General features: G+C 61.0%; 23 protein-coding genes, 1 tRNA gene and 2 pseudogenes. 14 read left to right on the top strand and 12 right to left on the bottom strand.

What is annotated here, in order from left to right; translation table 11 throughout:
* Nucleotides 1–114: 114 nt before the first annotated feature.
* Nucleotides 115–188: transfer RNA gene (locus GPJ75_RS06750), tRNA-Gln, on the top strand.
* Between the two features lie 282 nt (nucleotides 189–470).
* Nucleotides 471–1,019, top strand: a complete 549-nt coding sequence (locus GPJ75_RS06745; RefSeq protein ID WP_163266390.1) for an SH3 domain-containing protein — start codon at nucleotides 471–473, stop codon at nucleotides 1,017–1,019.
* An 866-nt stretch (nucleotides 1,020–1,885) separates the two neighbouring features.
* Here GPJ75_RS06745 and GPJ75_RS06740 read toward each other — a convergent pair.
* The gene (locus GPJ75_RS06740; RefSeq protein WP_163266650.1) at nucleotides 1,886–2,785 is read right to left on the bottom strand and encodes a LysR family transcriptional regulator; all 900 of its coding nucleotides are present in this window, start codon (nucleotides 2,783–2,785) and stop codon (nucleotides 1,886–1,888) included.
* 105 nt (nucleotides 2,786–2,890) lie between these two features.
* On the opposite strand from GPJ75_RS06740, the gene GPJ75_RS06735 reads away from it, so the two are divergent.
* Nucleotides 2,891–3,880, top strand: a complete 990-nt coding sequence (locus tag GPJ75_RS06735; RefSeq protein ID WP_163266388.1) for a zinc-dependent alcohol dehydrogenase family protein — start codon at nucleotides 2,891–2,893, stop codon at nucleotides 3,878–3,880.
* 332 nt (nucleotides 3,881–4,212) lie between these two features.
* Here the strand turns inward: GPJ75_RS06735 and GPJ75_RS06730 are convergent, their stop codons facing one another.
* From GPJ75_RS06730 to GPJ75_RS06705, 6 genes are all read right to left on the bottom strand, one after another.
* Entirely contained in the window at nucleotides 4,213–4,350 is a 138-nt protein-coding gene (locus GPJ75_RS06730) for a hypothetical protein (protein WP_163266386.1), read from the bottom strand.
* Between the two features lie 542 nt (nucleotides 4,351–4,892).
* Nucleotides 4,893–6,341 (bottom strand): sulfatase family protein, encoded by a 1,449-nt coding sequence (locus GPJ75_RS06725; RefSeq protein ID WP_163266384.1) that lies wholly within the window; start codon nucleotides 6,339–6,341, stop codon nucleotides 4,893–4,895.
* A gap of 46 nt (nucleotides 6,342–6,387) precedes the next feature.
* Nucleotides 6,388–7,092 carry a FadR/GntR family transcriptional regulator gene (locus GPJ75_RS06720; protein ID WP_163266382.1) on the bottom strand — a complete coding sequence of 235 codons (705 nt, stop codon included), beginning with the start codon at nucleotides 7,090–7,092 and terminating at the stop codon, nucleotides 6,388–6,390.
* Nucleotides 7,079–8,569, bottom strand: coding sequence for a tripartite tricarboxylate transporter permease (locus GPJ75_RS06715; protein WP_163266648.1), 1,491 nt, complete (start codon nucleotides 8,567–8,569; stop codon nucleotides 7,079–7,081). The genes GPJ75_RS06720 and GPJ75_RS06715 overlap by 14 nt, the downstream gene beginning before the upstream one ends.
* Nucleotide 8,570: 1 nt before the next feature.
* Nucleotides 8,571–9,074 (bottom strand): tripartite tricarboxylate transporter TctB family protein, encoded by a 504-nt coding sequence (locus tag GPJ75_RS06710; protein ID WP_163266380.1) that lies wholly within the window; start codon nucleotides 9,072–9,074, stop codon nucleotides 8,571–8,573.
* Nucleotides 9,075–9,138: 64 nt separating this feature from the next.
* The gene (locus GPJ75_RS06705; RefSeq protein ID WP_163266379.1) at nucleotides 9,139–10,032 is read right to left on the bottom strand and encodes a tripartite tricarboxylate transporter substrate binding protein; all 894 of its coding nucleotides are present in this window, start codon (nucleotides 10,030–10,032) and stop codon (nucleotides 9,139–9,141) included.
* Here GPJ75_RS06705 and GPJ75_RS06700 point away from each other — a divergent pair.
* Together GPJ75_RS06700 and GPJ75_RS06695 are read left to right on the top strand one after the other, a co-directional pair.
* A complete protein-coding gene (locus tag GPJ75_RS06700; RefSeq protein WP_163266377.1) occupies nucleotides 10,012–11,709 on the top strand; it encodes a sulfatase-like hydrolase/transferase in 1,698 nt (565 codons plus the stop codon). The two genes, GPJ75_RS06705 and GPJ75_RS06700, sit on opposite strands and share 21 nt — an antisense overlap.
* A complete protein-coding gene (locus tag GPJ75_RS06695; RefSeq protein WP_163266375.1) occupies nucleotides 11,702–12,649 on the top strand; it encodes a formylglycine-generating enzyme family protein in 948 nt (315 codons plus the stop codon). Before GPJ75_RS06700 ends, GPJ75_RS06695 begins: the two co-directional genes overlap by 8 nt.
* An 816-nt stretch (nucleotides 12,650–13,465) precedes the next feature.
* Here the strand turns inward: GPJ75_RS06695 and GPJ75_RS06690 are convergent.
* Together GPJ75_RS06690 and GPJ75_RS06685 are read right to left on the bottom strand one after the other, a co-directional pair.
* Nucleotides 13,466–13,834, bottom strand: coding sequence for a hypothetical protein (locus tag GPJ75_RS06690; RefSeq protein WP_163266373.1), 369 nt, complete (start codon nucleotides 13,832–13,834; stop codon nucleotides 13,466–13,468).
* A 5-nt stretch (nucleotides 13,835–13,839) separates the two neighbouring features.
* Nucleotides 13,840–14,589: a hypothetical protein gene (locus GPJ75_RS06685; protein WP_163266371.1), complete on the bottom strand. Its 750-nt coding sequence runs from the start codon at nucleotides 14,587–14,589 to the stop codon at nucleotides 13,840–13,842.
* A 163-nt stretch (nucleotides 14,590–14,752) separates the two neighbouring features.
* Between GPJ75_RS06685 and GPJ75_RS06680 the strand changes: the two genes are divergently transcribed.
* Complete coding sequence (locus GPJ75_RS06680) at nucleotides 14,753–14,968, top strand: helix-turn-helix domain-containing protein (RefSeq protein WP_246248943.1); 216 nt, start codon at nucleotides 14,753–14,755, stop codon at nucleotides 14,966–14,968.
* Between the two features lie 137 nt (nucleotides 14,969–15,105).
* On the opposite strand, the gene GPJ75_RS06675 is transcribed toward GPJ75_RS06680, so the two are convergent.
* Nucleotides 15,106–16,005: a LysR family transcriptional regulator gene (locus tag GPJ75_RS06675; RefSeq protein WP_163266367.1), complete on the bottom strand. Its 900-nt coding sequence runs from the start codon at nucleotides 16,003–16,005 to the stop codon at nucleotides 15,106–15,108.
* A gap of 91 nt (nucleotides 16,006–16,096) precedes the next feature.
* Here GPJ75_RS06675 and GPJ75_RS06670 point away from each other — a divergent pair, with 91 nt between their 5' ends.
* The 6 genes and pseudogenes from GPJ75_RS06670 to GPJ75_RS06645 all read left to right on the top strand — a co-directional run.
* The gene (locus GPJ75_RS06670) at nucleotides 16,097–17,074 is read left to right on the top strand and encodes an NAD-dependent epimerase/dehydratase family protein (protein WP_163266365.1); all 978 of its coding nucleotides are present in this window, start codon (nucleotides 16,097–16,099) and stop codon (nucleotides 17,072–17,074) included.
* A 555-nt stretch (nucleotides 17,075–17,629) separates the two neighbouring features.
* The gene (locus GPJ75_RS06665) at nucleotides 17,630–18,418 is read left to right on the top strand and encodes an ABC transporter permease (RefSeq protein ID WP_246248942.1); all 789 of its coding nucleotides are present in this window, start codon (nucleotides 17,630–17,632) and stop codon (nucleotides 18,416–18,418) included.
* Nucleotides 18,418–19,155 (top strand): ABC transporter ATP-binding protein, encoded by a 738-nt coding sequence (locus GPJ75_RS06660; RefSeq protein ID WP_163266363.1) that lies wholly within the window; start codon nucleotides 18,418–18,420, stop codon nucleotides 19,153–19,155. Before GPJ75_RS06665 ends, GPJ75_RS06660 begins: the two co-directional genes overlap by 1 nt.
* Nucleotides 19,152–20,066, top strand: coding sequence for an NAD-dependent epimerase/dehydratase family protein (locus GPJ75_RS06655; protein WP_163266361.1), 915 nt, complete (start codon nucleotides 19,152–19,154; stop codon nucleotides 20,064–20,066). Before GPJ75_RS06660 ends, GPJ75_RS06655 begins: the two co-directional genes overlap by 4 nt.
* Nucleotides 20,067–20,261: 195 nt before the next feature.
* Nucleotides 20,262–21,146 carry a hypothetical protein gene (locus tag GPJ75_RS06650; protein WP_163266359.1) on the top strand — a complete coding sequence of 295 codons (885 nt, stop codon included), beginning with the start codon at nucleotides 20,262–20,264 and terminating at the stop codon, nucleotides 21,144–21,146.
* Between the two features lie 313 nt (nucleotides 21,147–21,459).
* A pseudogene (locus GPJ75_RS06645) lies at nucleotides 21,460–21,561 on the top strand (IS5/IS1182 family transposase); the annotation flags it as partial.
* Between the two features lie 23 nt (nucleotides 21,562–21,584).
* On the opposite strand, the pseudogene GPJ75_RS06640 reads toward GPJ75_RS06645, so the two are convergent.
* Nucleotides 21,585–22,310, bottom strand: a pseudogene (locus GPJ75_RS06640) (IS110 family RNA-guided transposase); the annotation flags it as partial.
* Between the two features lie 115 nt (nucleotides 22,311–22,425).
* Nucleotides 22,426–23,445 carry a glycosyltransferase family 2 protein gene (locus tag GPJ75_RS06635; protein ID WP_246248954.1) on the bottom strand — a complete coding sequence of 340 codons (1,020 nt, stop codon included), beginning with the start codon at nucleotides 23,443–23,445 and terminating at the stop codon, nucleotides 22,426–22,428.
* Between the two features lie 98 nt (nucleotides 23,446–23,543).
* On the opposite strand from GPJ75_RS06635, the gene GPJ75_RS06630 reads away from it, so the two are divergent.
* Both GPJ75_RS06630 and GPJ75_RS06625 read left to right on the top strand, forming a co-directional pair.
* A complete protein-coding gene (locus tag GPJ75_RS06630; protein ID WP_163266355.1) occupies nucleotides 23,544–24,263 on the top strand; it encodes a class I SAM-dependent methyltransferase in 720 nt (239 codons plus the stop codon).
* Nucleotides 24,244–24,699, top strand: a complete 456-nt coding sequence (locus GPJ75_RS06625; protein WP_163266353.1) for a GtrA family protein — start codon at nucleotides 24,244–24,246, stop codon at nucleotides 24,697–24,699. The genes GPJ75_RS06630 and GPJ75_RS06625 overlap by 20 nt, the downstream gene beginning before the upstream one ends.
* Nucleotides 24,700–24,727 lie beyond the last annotated feature (28 nt).

The following is a 24,727-nucleotide window of genomic DNA, read 5'->3' as shown; positions in this document are numbered from 1 at the left end:
CAGGCGCGAAAAGGGAAACAATCGCAATTTGAAAACGCCGGCGGGGTTGACTATTAAAGGGGCATGGCTAAATAGCGTTGGCCCGCGCAACCGCCACGCGGCGGAGCGGCATGCTGGGGAATAGTTTAACGGTAGAACAGCGGACTCTGACTCCGTCAGTCCTGGTTCGAATCCAGGTTCCCCAGCCAAGCCTTTTCAAACACTTAGCCCGACATCGCCCGGATTTCATGTCGCGCATGTTGCAAACTGCTGCCGTTGATTTCCAACGGTTTCCTGCGACACTCGGCAGGGCCGCAGCGACATGCGTGCGACATGGGACAGTTGCGGAAAGGGATGGGTTGCGTACCGCCGAGCCGCGAACACAAAATGCGAAAATCTGAGACGAAGAGTTTCGTCTGGACGCCATTAGACCGCCGGGTTGCCGCCGTAGAGCCGCGACTGAGTTGAAAAATGGCGTTGGGAGACAGGTAATGAAGGCAACTTGGCTATTTGCTGCATTGGCGTTCTCAGGCCTGGCGGGCGGACCGCAAGCGGCGAGCGCGGCCGATGCCTATACCACCACCAACGTCAATATGCGTGCAGGACCAAGCACCCATTTCCCGCGCATCACCACACTTCCTGCTGGCGCGGCCGTCACGATCTATGGCTGCACCCGGTCCTGGGACTGGTGCGACACGAGCTGGCGCGGGTTGCGCGGTTGGGTCAGTGCACATTACCTAGAGTCTCTCTATGACGATCGAAGGGTCATTGTACCCGACTACGGACCTTCCATAGGTGTGCCGATCATCACCTTTGAGTTCGGAACATACTGGGATCGCTGGTATCAAGACCTCCCATGGTACTCCGAGCGTGATCGGTGGCGCCGTGAATGGAGAAGCGGCTGGACCGTCGAGATCGAACCCAGACGCACTTACCGAGCTATAGAGCCCGAGCTGCGCCGGAGGGACGTGCCACCCGGCATTCGTAAGAAGGGTCCCGGCTTTTGTCCGCCCGGCTTGCGCAAGCAGGGTCGGTGCTAAGGCATTGCGAGAGATTGCCAGAACACAGATGCCCGCCACCGTGAGGCAGCGGGCTTCTATTGTCGGACACTTTGGCCAACAATCCTTTGGTGGGTTTTCAGGCACCCACGTGCGCGGTGGATAGGCGAATGATCGAAGTAGCCAGATTCGCCCCCAGTCGCTGTTGCTGTACTTGCTGCCGTGCACGTACCGAGCAAGCCGCGCGATCCGATCAACCTTCAACGGGCCGTGGTGCATAACATTCGAATTTGACGACAGCGGGAATGCCGTCAGGCTTATCCAGCACCATTCCCAAATGTCGGTGATGCTGGTTGCGATGCCAAAGGCAGAGGTGGGTTCACGCCGGAAACGACATCGCCTGAATAGACGGGGCGGTGGGATTCCGAAATGCGAAGAGGGCGCCGGATTACTCCGCGCCCTCTTTTGGCAAGTTGTCAGGAATATAGTCTCCTCGTGCGTACGTTTCAGTGCGCTCGTGTACAGATCATGCGCGCCTTCGTCAGTTCGTGCACACAAGGCGCCAGGGGCGCTTGCTCGTTTCGTCAATGCTGTGGAACTGGACATCGCCTTTGGCGGTTCAGTGTGCTCAGGAGGCAGCATCATGGCCTTTCCGCCAAATCCGAAGCCTGAGCCAGGGCCACCGGGCCCGCAGCCCGATCCGCCGAAGCCGATTCCGCCTGATGTTCCACCGGACGTGCCGCCACGGCCCCGCCCGCCTCCCAGAGGCGCAGTGTTGGATACTTAACGGGACGCCAGGCGCCACATAGCAGCCAGGTCATCCAGGCTGGCCCGAAGGTTATTGGCCGCCGTGTCCCGCTCCCGGCGCGCGTGTGCCGCGATATCCTTGGATGAAAGGCCGCCCTCTTTCATGTCATGTACTTGGGCAATGCCGTGACTAGCGCGTCGATGGAGACACGGGCCTTCAACGGCAGGTGAGGTGCCTCCAGCCAAAGCGCATAGGCGTTGTAAAGAAATCCTGGCTCATTGGGCAGGAGCTCCACCAGCACGCCGGCCAGAATGCGTTCGCGAACCAACCAATAAGGCAGCCAAGCCAGCCCCATGTCGGCGGCTGCGGCATCTGCGATCGCGTCGAGGTCGTCAAGCCACAACCGGCTGGGCGGCGTGATCGCCACCTCAGACTGGCCGTTTCGCGGAAACAGCCACGGCGGAACAGGACCCGACCGACGGTAGACGACGGCATGATGCCTGCTCAAATCCTCGATGTGCCGGGGCCGGCCGTGGCTCTCGATATATGCAGGCGATGCGCAGACCACCATGCGCTGGCGGGCGATGCGGCGCGCAATCACCCCGCCTTTGTCCTCCAGACTGCCGGTTCGAATGGCGAGATCGTAGCCACCGTCCGCAAGGTCGATGATACGATCGTTGAATGACAGGTCGAGCTCCAGTGCAGGATATTGCTGCGCGAGGTCCAACAGCACGGGGGCCACGCAGCGCCTGCCGAAATGCACGGGCATGGTGATACGCAGCTTCCCGCGCGGCTCGGCAAGCTGGTCGGCCGCAAGTGCATCGGCTGCTTCGGCTTCGGCCAGCACCACTCGGCAGCGTTCATAGTAGGCACGCCCGAACTCCGTCAGGCTCTGGCGGCGCGTGGTGCGATTGATGAGGCGCATGCCCAACCGCTCTTCGAGAAACCTAACATGCTTGCCGACCATCGGTCCGGACAGATCGAGCGCTGCCCCGGCTGCCGCGAACGACCCCAGGTCGGCGGCCTTGACGAACACGGCCATGCTGGTCAGGCGATCCATGATTAAAAACCTTTGGTTCCGACTGAGCTGCTCATACGGCTCTTTATCCACATTTCGCGCGCTGGCATAGCTCATTCAGTTCAACCATTTTGGAGTTGCAGCCGGATGGCGCGCGTCGTTCGCATTCATGAGCATGGCGGTCCCGAAGTTCTTCGCATCGAGCATGTTGATGTTCCGGGGCCCGGTCGGGGCGAGGTCCAAATCCGCGTCAAGGCGCTGGGCCTCAACCGGGCGGAGGCCCTTCTGCGCAAGGGCACCTATATCGAGACAGCGGCACTGCCGTCCGGTCTTGGCCTTGAGGCCGCTGGCCTCGTCGAAACCGTCGGCGAGGGCGTGGACGCTTTTGCGCGGGGCGATGCCGTCAGCGTTGTTCCGCCGATATCGATGGTCCGCTGGCCGGCCTACGGCGAACTGGCAACGTTTCCCGCCGGACTGGTCGTCAAGCACCCACCGTCACTCGGCTGGGAAGCGGCCGCGGCTGTTTGGATGCAGTATCTTACTGCTTACGGTGCACTGATCGACATCGCCAAGCTCTGCAGCGAGGATTTCGTTGTCATCACGGCGGCATCAAGCAGTGTCGGTCTCGCTGCAATCCAGATCGCCAACATGCTTGGCGCGACGCCCATCGCGGTCACGCGGACGTCCGCCAAGAAAGAGGCATTACTTCGCGCCGGCGCGGCCCATGTCATCGCCTCCGACGAGGAGAATCTGGAATCCCGGCTGAAGGATATCGCCGGCCCGGAGGGCGTACGAGTCGTATTCGATCCTATAGGTGGCCCGATCATCAAGCCGTTGACGGCCGCGATGTCGCGAGGCGGCATACTCATCGAATATGGCGGGCTGAGCCCCGAGGAAACTCCCTTCCCGCTATTCACGGTCTTGAGCAAAACTCTCACGCTCCGGGGCTATCTCGTCCATGAGATCATCGGCGATCCGGAGCGGCTGGAGGCAGCCAAGGCATTCATCCTCGAAGGCCTGGAGTTGGGCGCTCTTAAGCCCACCATCGCCAAGACATTCAAGTTTGACCGGATCGTCGAAGCGCATCGCTTTTTGGAGTCGAACGAACAGTTCGGCAAAATCGTCGTGACGGTTTGACCGACCATGTGCATTTTGGTTCGAGTGAATCGATGCTTCGCCTACGATGGCTTTAGTCGTAAGGGCGGTTTGGAGCCTAGCAGAGCATCTCATCGGTCCGGGATCGTTCGCCCAGGTTTTCAGGGTCTGTTCGACCTCCGCGCCCAGCAATAGATCTGCAACCGGGTTCAAGTTGCGATCTTCGGCAGCGTGCGTGACGATGACCACCTCGATCGCTGCGACGATATCTGGCGAGCTATCTCCGCAAAGTGAGCACCTGCACCGCCTTCGGGACGGACAAGGCCATCGGCGATGATGTCGATGTCGCACACGAGATAGTTCTTACGGGCCTTTTAGTCCGCCGGCTCCGGTTCGGCTGGTTCCTCTGCCGCTGGTTCTTCTTGAACCTCGCCTGCGGGCCAGAAGCTGATTGCGGCAAGCACAATAACAAGTGCCGCGATGGCCGCAATGATCCAGTTTCGCGTGTCCATGGCTAGCCTCCCTCACAAAGGCCCCGCCTTGAGAGAGGATGACACGCCGATACGCAAAGAGAAAGCCCACCACCGAAGCAGTGGGCTAAGTCCCTCTGGTCGCCTAACGTCTTCGCGTTAGATGTCCTGGACATAGCGTGATGACAATGCTTGGCAATACGGCATCTGCCCAAAAAAGCCCATCACCGTTGGGCAGCGAGCAATGATTGCGGGCCTCCCACGCATCCCGTGCTACCCTCCGAATCGCGGCGGACCTCAGGGCCGCCCTGGGGGCCGATGCCCCGCATCTCCTCCCGCGAGGGGGTCGGCCCCCTTCTCCGTCTGATCCTCGGGCGTTGACATTGCGCTCCTTCCTGCGTCCGACCTTGTCGATGGCGGTCTTCATGTTGTCGTAGATACCGGGCTATCGCGTGATCAAGAAGCAGCGACTAGCCGGCGCCGGTGGCGGCGCCGGCCTCCATCTCCACAAGCCGCTCGACGGCAAAGCCGATCATGTCGCGCAAGAGACTGGCGTCAGGAGTCTTCTCCACGAGCGCACGCATTCACGCAGGTTCGCCGATCGGGTTAATTGCTCGCCCACGGATATTTCGGGTTTGCACAGTGCTCTCGACGTGCCACTCCATAAGTGCGTTCAAAAGCGACTGCTTGACCGCCCCTGCCTCCGGTTGATCCCAGAGGTTGTGCCGTTCGTGTGGGTCATTCTGAAGATCGAACAACTGCCCGTACTGCTGCCCGGCAAAGTGAACCAGCTTATGGGTACGCGAACGGACCATCGTCAAGTAATCGGCGCCGGTAAAGTTCACGTCCCCGCCCTGTTCGCAGAAGACGTATTTGCGGCCAGCAAAATCCGCTCCCTCCAAGACCGGGTTGAGCGAACTTGCCTCGTAGGACTCTTCTAGCGGTGCCCCCGCCCATTCCAAGATTGTCGGCCCCAAGTCGAAGAGCTGCACCATTTCATCGACCGTCCGGCCGCATTGGAAACGCGAGGGTGCGCTGATGATCAGCGGCACGCGCGTCACCTCTTCGTAAGGCGCCCATTTCTGGCTCAGCCCGTGGTCGCCCAGACAGTCGCCGTGGTCGGAGGTGAAGACGATGATGGCGTTGTCGAGCCGCCCCGCTTCTTCCAGCGCGTCGAGGATCTCGCCCACCTCACGGTCGATCATCTCAACATTGGCATAGTAGTAGGCACGCAGGCGATGTAGCTGCTCGCGCGACGGGTTCAGGTCCCAGGCCACCGAGTCGTGGTCGACTTCCACGTCGTGATGGCGCTTCTCGACGAAGGGCGGCGGCAACTGCCGAAGCTCATCATCGTCGACCTGCGGCAACGGTACCTCGCGCTTCATGTATTTGTCGGCGTAGTCCGGGGTCGGATCATAGGGCGGATGTGGGCCTGGAAAGCCGACAACGAGAAACAGCGGCTTTTCGAGAGGCTTGGTCTTGAGCCACCATTTGGTCATCCCGCCCACGAAATTGTCGGACTGCAGATGCGGCGGCAGATCCCAGGTGAAGGCACCCAGCCGCGCCGTGTAATCGGGACGCTTGCGGTATTCCTCGCGCTGTTGCTTCTTCAGCCCGTGCGCTGCGAGCGCCTTGTCCCACTCATCGAAGAACCAGCGGCCCTCGTAATAGCGGTCCTTGTTCTCCACCACGTAACGCTCGTCGAAACCGGCCGGCGCATCGTAGGGGATGGTGTGCATCTTGCCGATACTCACCGTGTGATAGCCCGCTTCGCGCAGCTTGGAGACCCATGTTCGGCTCCAAGCCTGTCCATTGGCCAGAACACCCGTCGTATGCGGGTAGTAGCCCGAAAACAGGCTGGCGCGGCACGGCACGCAGCTCGGCGCAGTGACATGGCAATTGCTGAAGCTCACGCCACGCGCGACCAAACGGTCGATGTTCGGAGTGTCCATGTGCTGCGCGCCGAGGGCGCGGATCGTGTCGTATCGCTGCTGATCGGTGACGATCATCACGATATCGGGCTTCTGGGACATTTCTTCTCCTTCTTGTGCCGCCTTCCCTCTACGGGCGTGCGTGAGGCTAAAGGCTCAGGTCGAAAAAGCGCTCGGCAAGCACGTCGATGTGGGCGCACATGGCGGTGCGGGCGACTTCCGGCAGGCGTCGCCGAAGCGCCTTGTAAATCGCCTTGTGGTCCTCGATGGAACGACGCCGGTTCGCCGGATGCCTGGTCTTGTCGTACCAGCGCTCCCAGAGCGGGCTTTCGCGCATCCTCCACAGATGCGCGACATAGCTCTCGATCACGCTGTTTCCCGCCGCTCGCGCGATCAGCATGTGGAACTCTGCGTCCGCCCTGTCGAAGTGCGGTATGTCGTTGAGGCGTGCTTCCATCCGTTCGATGGATCCGAGCATTGCCGCGAGTTGGTCTTCCGTCGCCCGCTGCGCGGCGCGGAAGGCCGACTCCGCCTCCACCATGCGGCGCGCTTCCAAGACCTCCCACGGTCCCACCTCTTCCACCGCCAGGAGGTCACCACGATCTCTTTCGCGCATGTTCTCGGGAAGCACGAAAACCCCAGCCCCGAGGCGGATTTCCACGAATCGCATGATCTCCAGCGCAAGCAGTGCCTCGCGAACGGTCGTCCGGCTGACTTCAAGCGTCGCCGCCAGTTCGCGCTCGGGCGGAAGACGGTCTCCTGTCTTGAAGACACCGGAGTTGATGCTGTCGGCCAGATGCTGGGCGATCTGCAGATAGCGGCGACCGCCGGATGGAAGTTCAAGCACGCTCATTTTTCAACGCTCCCTGCCGATCCCGGATACGCGCCAGAAAAGCCGGCCAGAACAGGGTTAGCACGGCCAGGGCGAGAAAAAGCAGCGCGTATGGCCGCTGGAGGATTTCCCAGAAATTTCCATCGGACATCATCAACGAAGCGCGCAGTTGCTCCTCGGCGATGGGGCTCAGGACAAAACCAATAACGAATGGGCCCAGGGGTACGCGCGCGGCCTCAAGTCCAAGTCCGATGATGCCGAAGGCGATCATCACCCACACGTCGACAAAGCTGCCGTTGATGGCATAGGAGCCAACGACGCAGAAAATCAGGATCGGCCCCAGGAGCCCCGCACGCGGGATCTGCGCCACCCGGGCAATATATTTCACCGCCCCCCACATCAGCACGAGCATGATGATGTTGGCCACGAGATAGGCAGCGATGATGCCGTAGGCGATCTCTGGCGCATTCTGGAACAGCAAGGGGCCGGGCTGCAGATTGTGGATGGTCAGCGCGCCGATCAGGATCGCTTCGGTGACGCTGCCCGGAATACCCATGGTGATCAGTGGTATGAGAGCCCCACCGATGGAAGCGTTATTGGCGCACTCACCGGCCACTACGCCCGGCTCATAGCCCGTGCCGAAGCGTTCCGGCTCGCGCGAAACCTGCTTGGCCGTGGTATAGGCCATTAGGGCGGCGATGTTGGCCCCGATGCCCGGCAGAAGACCGATCCACGTGCCGATGACCGACGAGCGCAGCATGTTGAGACCGTGCACCTTCGCGTCCGACCAATAGACAGGCAGGCGCGACTTCGGCAGCGCCGGTCTTTCTTTCGAAACCGGCGCGGCAGCGTCACGCAGGATCTGACTGATCGCGAAGGCGCCGATCAGCACCGGCAAGAGCCCGAATCCGGACAGTAGAACATCCTGGTCGAACGTGAGCCTGTCGCTGCCTGTCGAACTGTCTATGCCGGGCAGCGCGAAGGCCATTCCTAGAACGGCGGCCAGCAGACCCTTTACCATCGAACTGTGCGCAAGGGCTGCGAGCATGACCAGCGCCATAAGCACGAGGGTGAAATACTCCCAAGGCCCGAATTGCAGCGCGAAGCGGGCGAGCGCGGGCGACATGCCCGCCAAGAACACCCAGGAGATGATGCCACCCACGACTGACGCGAGTATCCCAAGAGCCAGGGCGCGTTCGGCCCTGTTATCGCGGGCCATCGGGTAGCCGTCGAAAGTTGTGACGATCGACGCCGGCGTGCCCGGCATCCTCAACAGGATGGCCGTGATCAGGCCGCCGGAAATGCCGCCGACATACTCACCGATCAGCAGCGTCACCGCACCCACCGGCTCCATATGGAAGGTCAGGGGCAATGTCAGTGCGATCAGCATGGAGGCCGTCAGGCCGGGTATGGCACCGACGACGATACCGAGGCTGGTGCCGACGAACAGGAGTGCCAGATTCTGCCATGTGAAAAGAAGCGTGAATGCGTCGCCCATGTCAGCGGAGATCCACATAGAGAAAATGGGTAAAGACGTAGCTGAGCCCCAGCGCAAGCCCGAGCCCGATCGCACCAAACAGCAGGCCCGTGCGCCAGTCGACCCTGTGAAGGACGAGACCGCTCACTGCCATCATGACCGTCGTGGCTGGCACAAAGGGAGCGCGGGCAAAATCGAGCGCGGCAACGTAGGCGACGAGCGCGACGAAGATCAAAAGACCCCGCACCGGGCTTGCTGCCCTGGGCTCTTCTTCATTTGGCACGACCCAGCCTTCGTCGTCGTCAGGCAGCTTGCGGCGCGTCAAGGCGCGAACGGCAATGATGGCACTGAAGATCAGCATGAGAACCCCCAGCGCCCTGGGCAACGCCGCCGATCCCAGCGGGTCGAAGCGCGGCGGCGGCAGGGAGGCGGCGCCATACAGCAACACCGCCGCAGCGAATGCGACCAATCCCGATAAGATGAGATCCGCCGCCATCTCCCGATTCTGTCCGCGCAGGTTAGCCATTGCGCCACTCCCATCCGGCCCGATGCGGAGACAGTCCCTGCCCTGCCTCGACCCTGCCTCCGATTCACTGGATCGTTGCCGCTACATCCTCGAGTTGATCGAGCGTCTTGCGGGCGTCTTCCATGGCCGCCTCGCCGTCCATCCAGTATGGCTCGAGCGTGTTGTTGCGGAAGTATTCGACGATCTCGGGATCGGCGATCGCTTTGTCCAGCGCGCTGGAAAGGGCGTCCACGGCAGCGTCCGGCGTGCCGGCGGGCGCCAGCCACCAGTTCGGGTTGGCCCAGGTGACGTCATAGCCGAGCTCCGTGGCGGTCGGCACGTCAGGCAGATCGGGAAGGCGCTCGCGACCGAAATAGACCAGGGCCTTCAACTCCTGTCCCTGCGCAAGGAACTCGGACGCCGCGAACAAGGCGATATCGGCATTGCCACCAAGCAGCAGCCGTAGGCGGTCGGCACCGCTGTTGGCCGTCACATAGCGCGTTTCAAACCCTGCCTCATTCGCAAGCATGGCACCCACGAAATGGGGGATCGTGCCGATGCCGACTGCCTCGACCAGACTGCGCGGCTCTTCCTTCAGATGTGCGATGAGCTCTTCCAACGTGTCGAAAGGCGCATCCTCGCGCACCGCCCAGACCGGACTGCCGCCGCCGGTGTAGCCGATGGACTTGAAGTCATCCAAGCCGAAATTGCCCAGATCCATCGCCGCTGCGATCAGAAGCTGGTGATGCCAGTGAATGATCGTGTGACCGTCTGCCGCGTCGCGCTGCATCTGGTTGACGGCATTTGCGCCGGCACCGCCGTCGACATTGACGACTGCCATCGCCTCGTCGAGCCAGCCCTTCTCCTGGATCTTCTCCGATATCAGCCGCGCCACGACGTCGGTGCGCCCGCCCGGCTTGAAGGGCACGATGACTTTGATCGGCTTGGATGGAAACTCTTGCGCCGAGACTGCGCTCAAGGATATTGGACCAACCAATCCGAATGCACCCACTGCCATCGCAATAAGTGCCGATGCCCGCGCGGCTCTCCAAAATCCGCAGAAACAATACCTGATAAGCATGAAATCTCCTCCCTGTCGCATCCAGTGCAGCTTGCACGGAATGGCCCAACCACTATACTGATCATGACCATATTGTCTAGACCAGTCAGCCGCAAGGAATTGCTGGCCACCCATTTCAGGGAGGAGCAGGTGGAAAATCGCCCCGACATCATCATGGTCATGACCGACCAGCATGCCGCGCGCATTATGGGATGCGCAGGCGATCCCGTAGCCGAGACACCCAGTCTGGACCACTTGGCCAGTCAGGGTACCTTCTTCGAGAACTGCTATTGCCCTTCGCCGCTTTGCGTTCCTTCCCGCATGGCGTTCTTGAGCGGGCTCGAACCGCATCAGTCGGGAGTCCTGACCAACGATGACTATCTTGCCTCGGACATTCCGACCATTGCCCACGCCCTGAGCGCGGCAGGCTATGATTGCCGTCTGGTCGGGCGCATGCATTTTTATGGTCCCGATCAGATGCACGGCTTCAGCGCGCGCCCTATCGGCGACATAGGCCCAAGCTTTCCTGGCGCACCGCCGCCGGATATCGGTCCGCTGACCAAGGGTCGGGGCAACCGGGGGCCGGAACTGGAGCATTCCGGCGCCGGCGAGACGTCCTATCAGGCCTACGACCTGACGGTGGCCGAGCAGGCGCAAGAGACCCTGCGCGCGCTCGCCGGACAGCGCCGGCGATCCGGTAGGCCCTTTTTCCTGTTGGTGAGTTTCTTCTGCCCACATCCGCCCTACATCGCCCGGCGCGCCGATTACGATGTCTTTGACGGCCGCGTACCGCCGCCGTTACTGGGCGGCCCACCGGAAGCGGATCACCCGGCGATCACGGCGTGGCGGGAGGCTGGCGGCGTTGGCGCGGTTTCCGCATCGGCGACGCAAAGAAGCCGGACCGCCTATTATGGGCTTGTACACATGATCGATCGCCTGTGTGGGCAGCTTTTCGAGGCAATCGACGAGCTGGGGCTGGATGATGCCGTAACTGTCTACACCTCCGACCATGGAGAATGCCTGGGCGAGCGCGGACTTTGGTGGAAGAGCGTCATGTACGACCAAAGCGTGAAGGTGCCGTTGGTGATCCGCGCTCCCGAAATGATGCCCGGCGCGGTGGACCGGCGCGTAACCAACCTCACCGATCTTTCCGCAACGATCCTCGGCTGGGCCGAGGCCCCTGCCCTGCCGCAGCACAGCGGACGTGACCTGCGCGATGCCAGGGAATGGGAAGACGAGACCTACAGCGCCTATTATGGCGGCCTCATGAATATCAGCCTTCCGCCATTGCGCCATCGCATGGTGCGCACACACCGGCACAAGCTGATGTGGTTTGACGGGGACGAGCCGATGCTGTTCGACCTTGCCGCCGATCCGCTCGAGGAGAACGACCTCGCGGGTGATCCCTCCTGCGCTGCCATCTTGTCCGCGCTCGAACGTAAGGTGCTTGAGGGCTGGGAACCAGCGCAGATCGCGACGCACCAGGAGGTCAACCGGGCTCGCTCGCAGGTCGTCCGGCAATGGGTGCGTGCCACACAGCCGGAAGAGCCGGCACGCTGGATCGATCCGCGCCGGGAGCGCAACCGCTATGAGTGAGCATGCGGAAAAGGTAAGCCGCTGTTGCCCCTCCGCCTCGCGTTCGGGAACAGCGCCTGCCGCGCGACAGGCCGTCGCCGCCGGCGCCAGCAGAGAAGCACCCCCTGCCCGGCTGGTTCCCATCAAAGGCGGCGCGACGACAACGGGGACGAACACGCCCGTTCTTCGCCACGATGGCGAAAGCCCCATCAGGAGGCATCGTCTGCCCCCCTACCGGATTGATCCCTACGCGGTAACGAATGCCTGGTTCAAGCGCTTCGTTGAAACCACAGGCTACCGCACGGACGCGGAACGCTTTGGCTGGTCTCTGGTCTTCCACACGTTCGTGCCGGAGGGCATTCAGGTCCAGCGTGTCGTCGACACGCCCTGGTGGCTAAAGGTGTTTGGCGCTGATTGGGCACACCCTTTTGGCCCTCAATCATCGATCGAGGGGCTGGAGAACCATCCCGTCACTCACGTTTCCTGGGAGGATGCGGTCGCGTTCGCCGAATGGGCCGGCGGTCGCCTGCCCACGGAGGCTGAGTGGGAGCACGCGGCGCGCGGCGGCCTGCCGCGTGCGACGTTCCCCTGGGGCGAAACCGAACCGACGGACAAGACGCCGTTGTGCAATATCTGGCAGGGCCGTTTCCCCCACGATAACACGCTGGCCGACAGCTATTTCGGCACGGCGCCAGTCGACAGCTTCGCGCCGAATTCGTTTGGCCTTCACAATATGGCCGGCAATGTCTGGGAATGGTGCGCGGACCCCTTCCGCATCCGATCTGTAGGAGCCCGCGCCCGCCAGGCCAACCACGCGGCAGCGGTGGAGAACATGAAGCTACTCAAGGGGGGCTCCTATCTGTGCCACAAATCCTATTGCTACCGCTACCGCATCCAAGCGCGCACCGGCGCCAGCGCTGACAGCTCGACCGGCCATATGGGCTTCAGACTGGTCTTCTGAGCAGAGATCTCCTCACGGTGAACTGGTTGACGAGCGCTGCTTTTCGGTGAGCGCCAAGGCTGGAGGTAATGAGAGTTTTCGCGCATGCTGTGCACTGCAGTGGGTTCCATGTATGCTCCTGCAGCACACGAACCTGGGATCGAGTTTATGCGAAACCAACTATCGTTCGCCTGTGGCGCTGTTGGGTTGGCGGCAGTTGTTTCTGGTGCATTTCCGGCATTGGCAGATTCGCGGATGTGGGTCGCAGTTGAAGATCTGAGACGCTTCACATGCCCTTCAATGGAGTGCGGCGTCGTCGGCCGTTTCTTCTTTCGAGAGACCCTACCAGTTCTCGAAACATCCAACGGCTGGTCGCGGGTTTCACGCCAAAAGGCGGCAGGGTGCTTCGATGGAAAGTCTCTGTATGTCGAATCAGGCCCCAGTGACTGCACCGCCAAGAATGGCATCAAGCAGGGCAAGTTCTCGGAATGGGTAAGATCGAAGTTCCTCGTTGAGGATCGTCCGAGCGAGCCCATGGAGGGACCCCAGAAAGATCATCTCGGAGAAAGCTAACGAGCCAGATCGTTTGAAATGCGAAGAGGGTGCCGGATTTCTCCGCGCCCTTTTTTTTTGGCAAGCGACGCCCACCGGCTGGGCCGGCGGCGCCTGCTTGGCTCGAAGCCCTGCGGGCTGACGAGACACGTGCTTGCCGCCGACCATCTGTTCGCCGACGACACGCCGGTCCCGGTGCTAGATCCGAATCTCGGGCGAACGAAAGCCGCGCGCTCTGAGTTTATGCGCGCGACCAGAGCGGTGGGGCGGCGAGACGCCGCCACACTACAATGCGTTCCCGTCATCGGCAGGAATGCCACGCAACCTGATGAAGACGGCGAACCAGAAGCGAAAGTCGGCCTCGCGTCCGGCATAGCGCGCCGTGAAGGCAGCCTCGGCTGCCGCGGTCATGGCTGCGGAGGGTCCGAAGAGATCGAGCGCCGCCTTGGCTCCGGCGTCCGGATCGGCAACGTCCCACATCGAGAAATCGCCGTCACCTGCACATGCGCCGTCCGCGCCGGGGGCCAATCCATCCCGAGGCGAGACCGACAGCGACCGGCTGCCTTGGGTGTCATGGTCCGACGGTTCGCTGCGGCGTGGCGACCGTCCCATCTCCAGCGGCGTCGTTTCGCAGAGTGGTTTGTTGGTGGGCATGGTCGTCAGCTCCCGCTCACATCCAAGCCCCTGCAGACCTGGAAGCAGCACCCGTCCCGGTGCCGGCGCAGGTAGGGAGCGTTCCGGTCACTGCCGGGGATAAATGTGCCCGGCCGCATCGCTTGCCCGAGACGCGCAAGATCGACGAGGGCCGAACGGATCTGTGGCCAGGGAAAGTCCGAGCAATCCTCCCAGCTCTCACCTTCCCTCAGAACCGCATCCAGCTTGCCGGCCACGCCAGCAAGCGTAGCGGCCGGCGTATGCGTGAGGGTGTCGAACAAATCCTGCTCGTGATCGGCCGCGTCCTCTTCGGCCTGTTTGGCGGCAGAATAGCCGAGTTCCCTGTCGACGCTATCCCAGCGCACCTGATAGGCGGCCAGATCGGCATGGGCCTTGGCACGCGTGGCGGCCCAGGACGGATCGTCTCCGAAGAGTTCCTCGACCTGCTCGGGGCCGTGCATGGTGATGGTCACGTCCTCGTCCGGTAGAAAAACCTCCGCACAAGGAAAGCCGACCCTGTTGATCAGCCTGGCTTCCAGGCGCTGCTGTTTCCGGCATGCCGCCAAGGTTCTGTGATATGCTGCCCTCCACTCGTGCCACAGTGCGAGTGCCGGGTCGGTGGTGGTCGTAACCGACGCGTTGGCGGCCGCCGCACCATTCTGAAATGGCCACGTTACGGTCGCCGCCGTCGTTCCAGCCAGCAACCTCCGGCGGGTGACGGCAGACAGACTCGTGCTAATCTCAGAATCAGCCATGATCCGAGCTCCATGCAGCTTGGGTTGTGGTCAGGCTAGGCACGGTGCGCCAACACCGCGTCTAGCCACACCTCGGACCGCCGGTCCAAGGGTATCGCTGATACCTTTGGATCATAGACGAATGATCTAAAGGGATCAATAGGCTTTGGTGACATCAGGACAGATGCGGGCAGCCCGCGCGTTGATCGGTATCTCGCAAGCGGAGCTTGCCCGCCGGGCTGGCGTCTCTGTTCCAACAATCAAGCGCTGCGAAAGCGATGGTATGAATGTTCCCAGCGTGTCCGCCGAAACCCGGGAAAAGATTCGTGCCGTTCTTGAGGTCGAAGGCGTGGAGTTCACCAATGGCAATCACCCGGGCGTCAGATTGCGGCGACCGTGACTGGCGGTTGAACGATTGAGTGCCTGTTTGATCGGTGCGGCGATTGCCGCTTTTTCCTTGGGCAATGAAGACCGAATGGGCTATTCCGCACACCTCCGCGCCAAGGTGCCTAGCAATCCATGATGTAGGTGGCGCCCTTAAGTGGCTGCTGCATAGGCCGCGATTGCCTGGTGGAGATGGTCGAATGTCAGCCGCATGCGCTGGTCGCTGCGCAGGTCCTCGTGCATGGTGATCCAGGTCTCGAGCGGGACTCCCACCATGTCGGGCAGCAGCCGGACGAGTTTTGGGGTGCGGCTGGCCAGGCCCACCTGGCAGATGCCTATGCCGCATCCGGCGCGGATGGCGGCGAGTTGGGCGAGCTGGTTGTCCGTGCGGAAAGCGAACGTCTCGCGTGTCAGCGACAGGCCGCTTGCCGCGATGGCGCGGGCGGAAACGGCGTCCTGGTCGTAACCGACGATCGCGTGGCCGGCGAGTTCCTCGAGGCGCTTCGGTGTCCCGTGCACGGCCAGATAGTCGGGATGGGCGTGCAAACCGAGCATGACGTTCCCGGCGCGCCTTGCCACAAGCGCCTTCTGTGTTGGCCGGGTCATGCGCACGGCGATGTCGGCCTCGCGCCTCAGGAGGTTGCTCGTTGCATTGGACAGCACGATCTCGAACACAAGATCCGGATGCCGCGCGCGAAGGTCGCGAAGGATGGCCGGCAGCACTTCCCCGCCGACCACCTCGCTTGCGGTGACGCGCACGACACCCGAGAGCGCAGCCTCGTCGCCGGCGGCCGCCCGGACGAGCGCGTCGGCGGCTGATGCCATCACCTCCGCGTGGGGTAGGAGGCGCATTGCCGCGGTCGTGGGCACGAGCCCATGGGGCGAGCGCGTGAACAGGCTCACGCCGCCGAGCGCCGCCTCGAGCTGGCCGACATGGCGCGCCACCGTCGGCTGGGTGACGCTCAGCACCCGCGCCGCGCCCGACAGGCTTCCCTCGCGCAGCACGCTCAGAAAAGAGCGGTAGTGGTCCCACGTCGGCGTCGGTTTGTTCATCTATTTTCGTATAGCAGAGCCATGAAATATCGCAATTCCGTTAATGTTGGGCGGTGCCATATTGGTCTCACTTCACGCAAGGAGATCAGAAATGAACACCACCAAGATTGCCCTCATCCTCGGCGCGACCGGCGGCGTCGGACACGAGACTGCGCTGGCGTTTTCGAAGCGCGGCTGGCGCATCCGCGCCCTCCACCGCGATCCTGCCCGTGTGGCATCCTCGCTCCCCGAGGCCGAATGGGTCGCGGGCGACACCATGAATGCCCGGGATGTGCTCGCGGCCGCGGACGGCGCGGCGCTCATCGTCCACGGCGTCAACCCGCCCGGCTACCGCAACTGGGAGCGGCTCGCGCTACCGATGCTGGAAAACACGATCGCCGCGGCACGCTCTTCGGATGCGCGCATTATCTTTCCCGGCACCGTCTATAATTATGGCCCGGATGCATTCCCACTGCTTAGCGAAAGCATGCCGCAGAAACCGCGCACCCGGAAGGGCGCGATCCGCGTCGCCATGGAGCGCCGTCTGCAACGTGCTTCCGAGGAGGCGAATGTACGGGTTCTGATCCTTCGCGGCGGGGATTTCTTCGGGCCAAACATGGGCAATTCCTGGTTCTCGCAGGCTCTGGTGAAGCCGGGAGCCCCATTCAAGGCCATCACCTATCCCGGACGGCCGGAAGTCGGGCACGCCTGGGCGTATCTCCCCGATTTCGCCGAAACGATCGCCCGGCTGGTTGAGCGGGACGAGGCGCTCGGCACCTTCGAGACCTACCATTTCGGCGGTCACTGGTTTGAGCGCGGAATAGAGATCGCCGAGCGCGTGCGCACGGTTGCGCGGGCGCCCGGACTGCCGATCCGGCGCTTTCCCTGGGTGGCCGTCGTGGCGCTCTCGCCGTTCGTTCAGCTGTTCAGAGAGCTCGCGGAGATGCGCTACCTCTGGACGACGGCAGTGCGCCTCGATAACAGCAAGCTGCGCGTTGTTCTGGGCGGGGAGCCGCATACGGACATCGACCTCGCCCTGCACCGGACGCTCGCCGCGCTCGGATGCGCTGCGGCTCCTGTGCTTCCCTAGAGCGCGATCCATTTGGACGCACGAAGGACGCCCTCTGTTTTTGAATTTGCGCATCGTGCTTCCCGAAAAATCGACTCCGGTTTTCGGGCCGATGCTGTAGTCCGAGTGTTGTCATGAAGCAACGGGCAGCTTCGGCGTGCTCAACAAGTCGACCCCTTAAGGATCGACCGTTGGCTACCTGGGTCATTCCCAAAGAACTCGATACGGCGGCGGTGGGCGAGCAGAGAGCAAAGCCCGCCGCCAACCACCGCCTCTTCTGTCTTCCGCAGCTACCGGACCCGGTTCGTCGCCTATGGCATCACGTGCTTATATAAGCCCATGGAACAGGTGGACTGTTCCGTGAGGCAGCGCGGCATATCGCTTAGCCACTGCCGCTCATCTGCAGGCCATCGGCACAAGAGCGACAATGATTGCCTGCAATCGCCTACGGTGCGAAATTTGGCTGGCGCCCGAAAGGCGGAACCGCGCTGCTCCGTGATGCTGCGGTCACAAAGCTCAAGCTTGTTTGCATTCTGCTCCGCACGTGCTAACAGCCGGCAACTTTGAAGGTCGAGAATGTTTGCAACCATCAAGATCGCCTTGAAGGACATCCATGCAGGCCTGCGTATGCGGCGCGTGTGGATTGCGCTGGCGCACGAGGATATCGGCGACCAGCACCGGCGCACGGCGCTCGGGCCATTGTGGCTGCTCATCAATTACTTGGCGTTTGCTGGAACCTTCATCTTCGTCTTTCAGCGCGGCGCAAGCATACCCAATTACGAGGCCTATGTGGCAACCGGGCTGCTGGTCTGGTTCTACATCATGGAGACAATCTCCCAGAGCGTGTCCCTCTTCGTGCGCGAGGAGAGCTTCATCAAGGGTACGACGCTGCCGCTCTCGGTCTATGTCATGCGGCTTGCCACGCAGTCGGTCATCCGGGCCGGCTATGCATTTATCGGCTGTCTCGCAATTTTGGTAATAAGCGGCACATCGCTTACCGTGATGTGGGCGTGGTCGGCCCTGGCGATAGTGCTGATATTGGCGACGGCGCCCGCCGCCATCATCCTCTTTGCGTTTCTCGGCGCCTACTTCCCCGACAGCCAGTTCATCGTCTCCAACCTGACGCGCATCGGCATGTTTCTGACGCCTGTCTTCTGGGCATACACGGGCGGCGGCGGCGTGCGCAGTACCTTCTACTACTCGAATCCCTTCACCTATTTCCTGGAGATCGTGCGCATACCGATCCTCTCAGGAGACGTGCCTGTGCGCTCCTTCATCCTTTGTGGCGCGATCACCGCCAGCCTGTGGGCCGTCGCGCTCCTGCTGCTCGGCCGCTTGCGCAAACAGGTCGTGTTCGTTTTGTGATGGTTTCAATCCGCGCCGAAAATCTGAGCCTCACCTACCGCCTGCGCCAAAAACTGACTCTGGCGCCGCGCGACAAGCGCATGCCGACCGGCGGGCGCATCGTCGGCAAGGGCCGCACCCGCTTCGTCACCGCGCTTGACGGCGTCAGTTTCGAACTGAAGGCCGGCGACCGGCTGGGCCTCGTCGGCCCCAATGGAGCGGGCAAGACGACGCTTCTGAAGGTGCTTTACGGCGTCTTTGAGCCGACTTCGGGCAGCGTGGAAATCAACGGCCGCGTCGACGCGCTGTTTAATATCCGGCTCGGTTTCCGGCCGGAAGCGACTGGCCGGCGCAACATCGTGCTCAGGGGACTCATCAACGGCTGGAGCGAGCAGGAGATCGAGGCCCGCATGGAGGAGATAATCGAGTTCAGCGAGCTCGGCGATTTCATAGACCTGCCCTTCAAGAGCTACAGCCAGGGGATGGCCGCCCGCCTTGCTTTCTCGGTTGCGACCAGCCTGGAGCCGGAGATCCTGCTCATGGACGAATGGATCGGCGCCGGCGACCCCGCCTTCCAGGAAAAGGCGAAGAAGCGTATGGCGGAACGCGCCGAGAAGGCCGGCATCATCGTGCTTGCCAGCCATAACCATGCGCTGTTGAAGAAGACGTGCAACAAGATGCTGGAACTAGAGAAGGGCAGTGCAACCTTTTTCGGCATGTTGGGAGAGTTTTTTGACGGGAAGGGATGCAAGACATGATCGGTGTCTACGGTGCCAACGGCTTCATCGGACGACATCTCGTACGATGCCTCATTGCCGCCGAAGCTTCCGTTCGCGCCGTTTCCCGACGATATGATAAATCATTTGTTGAAGAGTTCGAAGGCAAAGTCGAGTTGGTCGAAGCCGATCTGCGTCAGCCGATAGCGATGGCCTCATCGCTGCAGGGCATAGACACGGTGGTGCAACTTGTCAGCACCTCCAGCCCGGGTCTCGGGAACGACCACGCAGTGGCGGACATCAAGGAGAACGTTCTCCCGCATGTCGAATTCCTGCAGAATTGCATCATTGCGCGCGTCAAGCGCTATTTGTTCCTCTCTTCGGGTGGGACGGTCTATGGTCCCGGTGCTCCCGTCCCCACACCCGAGAGCGCCCCGACCAACCCGATAAGCTCCCACGGGCTGACCAAGCTGATCGTCGAGAAATACATCCAGATGCATGGCCACGTGGATGGTCTCGAATATGTCATCTTGCGACTTGCCAATCCGTTTGGGCCGGGCCAGGAATTCCGCAAGGGTCAGGGCCTGATCCCCGCAATCCTCGACCAGTACAGGAAGCGACTTCCCATCCGCATACTGGGCGACGGCCTGGCGATGCGCGACTATATCTATGTCGAGGACGTCATCGAGGCGATTATGGCTGCAATCCATTTGAAGTATAGGCCGCAGCTTGTCCTCAACGTTGGAAGCGGTGAGATGAAGTCCGTGATTGACGTCATAGAGACTGTAGAGGAGGTTACGGGCTACCGCTTCGAGCGAAACTACACAAACGCGCGCAGGACCGACGTCGATGTGAGCGGCCTGGATATAGCACAGGCGCGCGAAGTTCTTGGCTGGACGCCACGAACTCCTTTCCGCGAGGGGATCGGAAGAGCTGTGCTCGGGGCGGCCTGATGAGCCGGATGGAACCGTTGGCGGGAAACGGCCGGAAGAGAGAGGCTAACATATAGAGGCTTGGCTTCACGGTCGCGGTCGGATAAAGGCAGGCTGGGCGCACTCAGGAGATAAGCAAAGTTGATCATACGACCAGGCCAGGATACCGCTCAGAAAACAGTCGTCATCGTTGGCGTTCAACGAGGAGGCACCTCGATGGTGGCCGGTGTCGTGCGTGAACTTGGCATCAACCTCGGCAACAACCTTGGCAACAACCACGAGGATCCGGAGTTTCTTCCACACGACATTGATGCTGTTCGATCTGTTGTTGCCAAGCGAAATGACATGCACGATGTTTGGGGGTGGAAGATGCCGCATTCATCAGTTTATCTGAAAGAGCTGCTTCCTGACTTAAGAAACCCCCGTGTCATCGTTGTCTTCCGCAACGTGATTGCGATTGCCGAAAGCCAGATGAAGCGCTCGGACGCACACTTTGACAGAGCTTTCATGTTTTCATTCAACCGCCTCATTCAAGTGGGGAAGATGCTACAGGAGCTGGATTGTCCTCTTGTGGTCGTAAATTATGAGAAGGCGACGCGGGAGCCACGGCGCTTTGTCGATGAACTCGCTAGCTTTCTACATATCGAGCCGGAAGAATCGGCTTCACAGCGCGCCGTGGAAATGATCAATCCTGAAGTGGGCTACCGGCGCGTCAGCCATGAGGATTGGCGGCATTCCGTTGCCAAGGCAGAGCAAGTTGATAAGGCTGCGCTTACAGAGCTTCGACCGAAGCGTCGCAACGTAAACATCTCTACCGTCGAAGGACGACTTGAGAAGACAAACGAAGGGGCGTTCGTGGAGTTCAGCGAAGTCGACGGGGCACGCTTTCACCTCGGCCTAGTCCGAGACAACGATCCGGATTTCGTGAGGATCTCTGTCGATGTCGGTGCGGGCTATTCCTCTAATATGACAGAGCGTGTTTCGCTATTCAGAGGTGGGAATATCATTACGGTCGAGGCTACGAGAATCAAGGGGATCAGAATATACCCCCAGTTTGATGGCCCCTGGAGCAACACGAAGTTATTTCGCGTGTATTCATAGAACAGAGAACTGCATATTCTCGCAGAGGACGCCTCGTGTCAACGAAGCGTGCAGGTCATTGGCTCTGGAGTGCCTGCCCATCCGTTCCGCCGGGCGGTGCCGGCGCGGCTCTTTCGCGCTTGTCGCCATGCGCCCTCATCATCCACCACGACAGGGACGAAACCGGCATCGTTGTTATCGAGTGGCATGGCCAGCCGGCTTTCCCGGGCAGCCCGGCGCCAGCTGATAACGTAGAGAATCTTTCGCACTTTCAGATTTGACGGCTCCTTCTACAATGACGGAAGGAGCGAAGGGATGGATGACGAGAAGGATGCGGGTCAAGGACTGGCGGCGCATCGCTACACGCTATGACCGATGCGCCCACACCTTCTTCTCAGCCATCTGCATCGCCGCGACGATCATCTTCTGGCTTTGATCAATGAGTCCTGAGCCTATACTGGACTTTTCGAACCGGGCTGGATCATCGACCGCGGAGCGGTAGGTCAGCGCAACCAAGGCACCGACACCCGGCGCACTCATCAGCCGTTGGCAAACTTTGTCGGCGCGGGCGATCCTGAGCATCTCGCGGTGCAGCTTCGTAAATTCGCTCCACAGCGCTGCTCGCGCCGTTAGCATCGCGTCAATCACCATCGACAATATCGCATGCCCTGCAATCAGTTCGCGGATGCGCGCTTCGAAACGCCCTCGGCTGACTTCGCCGACCTTTAATCCATAGCCGCGCAGGATACCCCGGATGCTGAGCTCGACGTCGAGCAGCTTGGATTGCAGAAGCTTGCGGCCAACCAATAGAGCCCGAGTGTCCTGGGCCGGCGACGATTTGGCGTGGACCGGACGATACCACCCCATGCGGAGCAGTTGCGCGATCCCCCGTGCATCCTTGCGGTCGGTCTTCACCGTCATCGCCGAAAGCGCCGCCTTCACATGCCGCGTTTCCAGCAAAACCACCTCATGACCCGCAGCAACGAGAGCCGCGTGTAGCCATTGGGACAACGGCCCCGCTTCAAGGCCGATGCGCTCTACCGGAAAGTCCAGTTGATCAAAATACCCGACCAGGCATTCAGGCTCGCTGCCTACCTTGACCTCGCGAACCAACTTGCCGGTCGCGTCGACCACGCACACGCTGCTCTCTTTTAGCGAGACGTCGATTCCTGCATAATACTCCATGGCTGTTCCTCTCATGATGCTTGAGGCCGATCGCTCGGACCTCGTTCCAAACATCATCATTCTGAGGGACAGCCACCCAACTGGCTACTCATGAGACGCCGGCCCATTACGGCATCTAGGTCTCTTGTTGGGCTGCTGCCTGACTCGGACGCAGGCCCGCCCGCAGCCGTTCATCGGATGACCGATCAACGGAAAAAAACAGCGGTCGTCCGTTGGACCGCATGACCACAATGGACATGTATTCCAGCAGGATGCCAAGCAGGAGAATACAGAAGCCGCCGAAGAATGTCGTCACGAGGATTTGCGACGCCCATCCCTGAATTGCGATCAATTCGGGCATGAGCAGACGGATGAGGACGAGTGCGACACTACTGGCGGCGCTTACGCCAAGGACGATCAGACCGAACAGCACCCCCAGCCGGAGTATCTTCAACTGACTCGATGCAATCATGCGCCGGCCGTGCGACAATAACGAGCGCAACCTATAACCGCTCTGGCCAGTGCTTATGTAGCGCTCATCCTTCAGCGGCATCAACACCGTCTCGACGCGGTCAGTGAACCAGGAGAGAGTCACGTCAAAATAGGTGTCGTGCTGGCATACTTTTGCCGCCCCGCGGCCGATTGAGCCACGAAGCAACCTGAAGCTGTTGACGCGCCGCAAGTTGGGATTCCCGGTGATCCACTCCATCATGCGCTTGTAGGCGCGAGAAGAGAGATCGCGGGCAAGCGTCTGGTGGACGGCGCCAGTTGGCTTGGCATAGATCACGTCACTGTTCGTCTCAGCCGCCTTGCGCAGCATATCGATGATACGGGCCGGCGGGTGTTGAAGGTCCTCGTCGAGCGTGACGATCCAATCGCCTGAGCTGTGCAATATTCCCGCGATCGTAGCGGCATGCTGACCGAAATTGCGGGACAGGTGCAGGACGGTGACCCACGACTTCGCCGCGGCAATTTTATCTAAGATTCCGGGGGACTTGTCCCGAGCGCCGTCGTCAACGAATATCAGTTCGTGAAGAGAGATGTCACTTCCGGTTGTCTTGAATAGGTTACGCAGAACATCGATGTCTGCGGCGAGCCTTTCGAGATATGCCTCACCAGCGTAAACAGGCACAATCACCGATATCGCAATCATCATAGCCACCACAGCTTCCCCAAAATTGGGTCTGATTAGCAGGTAGCGGCTCGCTATTCTAGGCGCTTCGGGTTATGTCCTTCCCAATTGGTTGGCAGTTGATGGACATCGGCGTGAAGCAAGATCGAGACAAGACGCCCGAACTCTTTGATTCCTATGGCGACAACTATTCGGAGACCGTGAATCGTTCGGTCGCCTTCACGGGGCTGGATGTAGATTTCTTCACCCACGTTAAGGCTGCCTACATCCTGGACCTGTGCCGCTCCAGCTTAGGGCCACCCGACCAAGTGAGGGCGCTTGATGTCGGGTGCGGCGTGGGGAATTTCCATGGGCTGCTTGCCCCAAGCCTTGGGTCCCTCTCGGGGGTTGACGTTTCAAGTTCGTCGATCGAACGGGCGAAACAACGGCATCCTAGTGTAGACTATCAGGCCTACGACGGCAGACGGCTGCCCTACGACGACGGTGCATTTGACCTCGCCTTCACCGTCTGCGTGATGCACCACGTCGATCCCGCGCAATGGGCGGAATTCGCCAGCGAGATGCGACGGGTTCTGCGGGCAGGCGGACTTGCCTTGGTGTTCGAGCACAATCCGCGAAACCCACTGACGCTACGGGCGGTCAACAACTGTCCTTTTGACGAGGACGCGGTTCTGCTTCGCGCTGAGACTACCGCTGGGCTATTTACGCAAGCTGGGTTTCGAAACGTAACTTCTCGGTTTATCCTTTCTGTGCCGGCCGCCGGGTCGGCCATGAGGACCCTCGACAGGGTGTTTTCCCGGCTGCCATTAGGAGCTCAATATTATGTCCGGGCCGAAAAGTAGCAGCGGAGTTTTTTCACTGCCTTTGAACTGGCTCCGGCGCGATACACTGCTTGCCCTGCTGTCCCGGTTTTCGCTCGTCGGATTCGCCGCGACAGCGACCTATCTGGCGGTCTCCAACGCACTGATGGTCAGCGGCATGTTAGAGCCGGTCACTGCCTCGGTGTTGGGATATGTGGCTGGAATGGCGGTCTCCTTCCTGGGCCAAAGTGGCTTCACATTCTCGGTTCACCAGCGCACATTCAGTCAGTTATTTCGCTTCACCCTTCTCTCAGTTGCAGGCATTGCATTCAGTTGGTGGAGTGTCGAATTCGTCGTTCATGAGATGCGAGCGCATCCGGTTTGGGGCACCGTGGCTACGTCAGCGTTCATTCCGCTCCTGAGCTTCATCGTGATGAGGAATTGGATTTTTGCGCGATCCGAGCCGAAAGCCAAATGAAGACCTGCCTTCTCTATCGGCGATGCCG

It is taken from the genome of Chelativorans alearensis, assembly GCF_010993735.1.
In the GTDB taxonomy this organism is placed as follows: Bacteria; Pseudomonadota; Alphaproteobacteria; order Rhizobiales; family Rhizobiaceae; genus Chelativorans; species Chelativorans alearense.
This window is presented reverse-complemented; position numbering and strand designations above follow the sequence as displayed.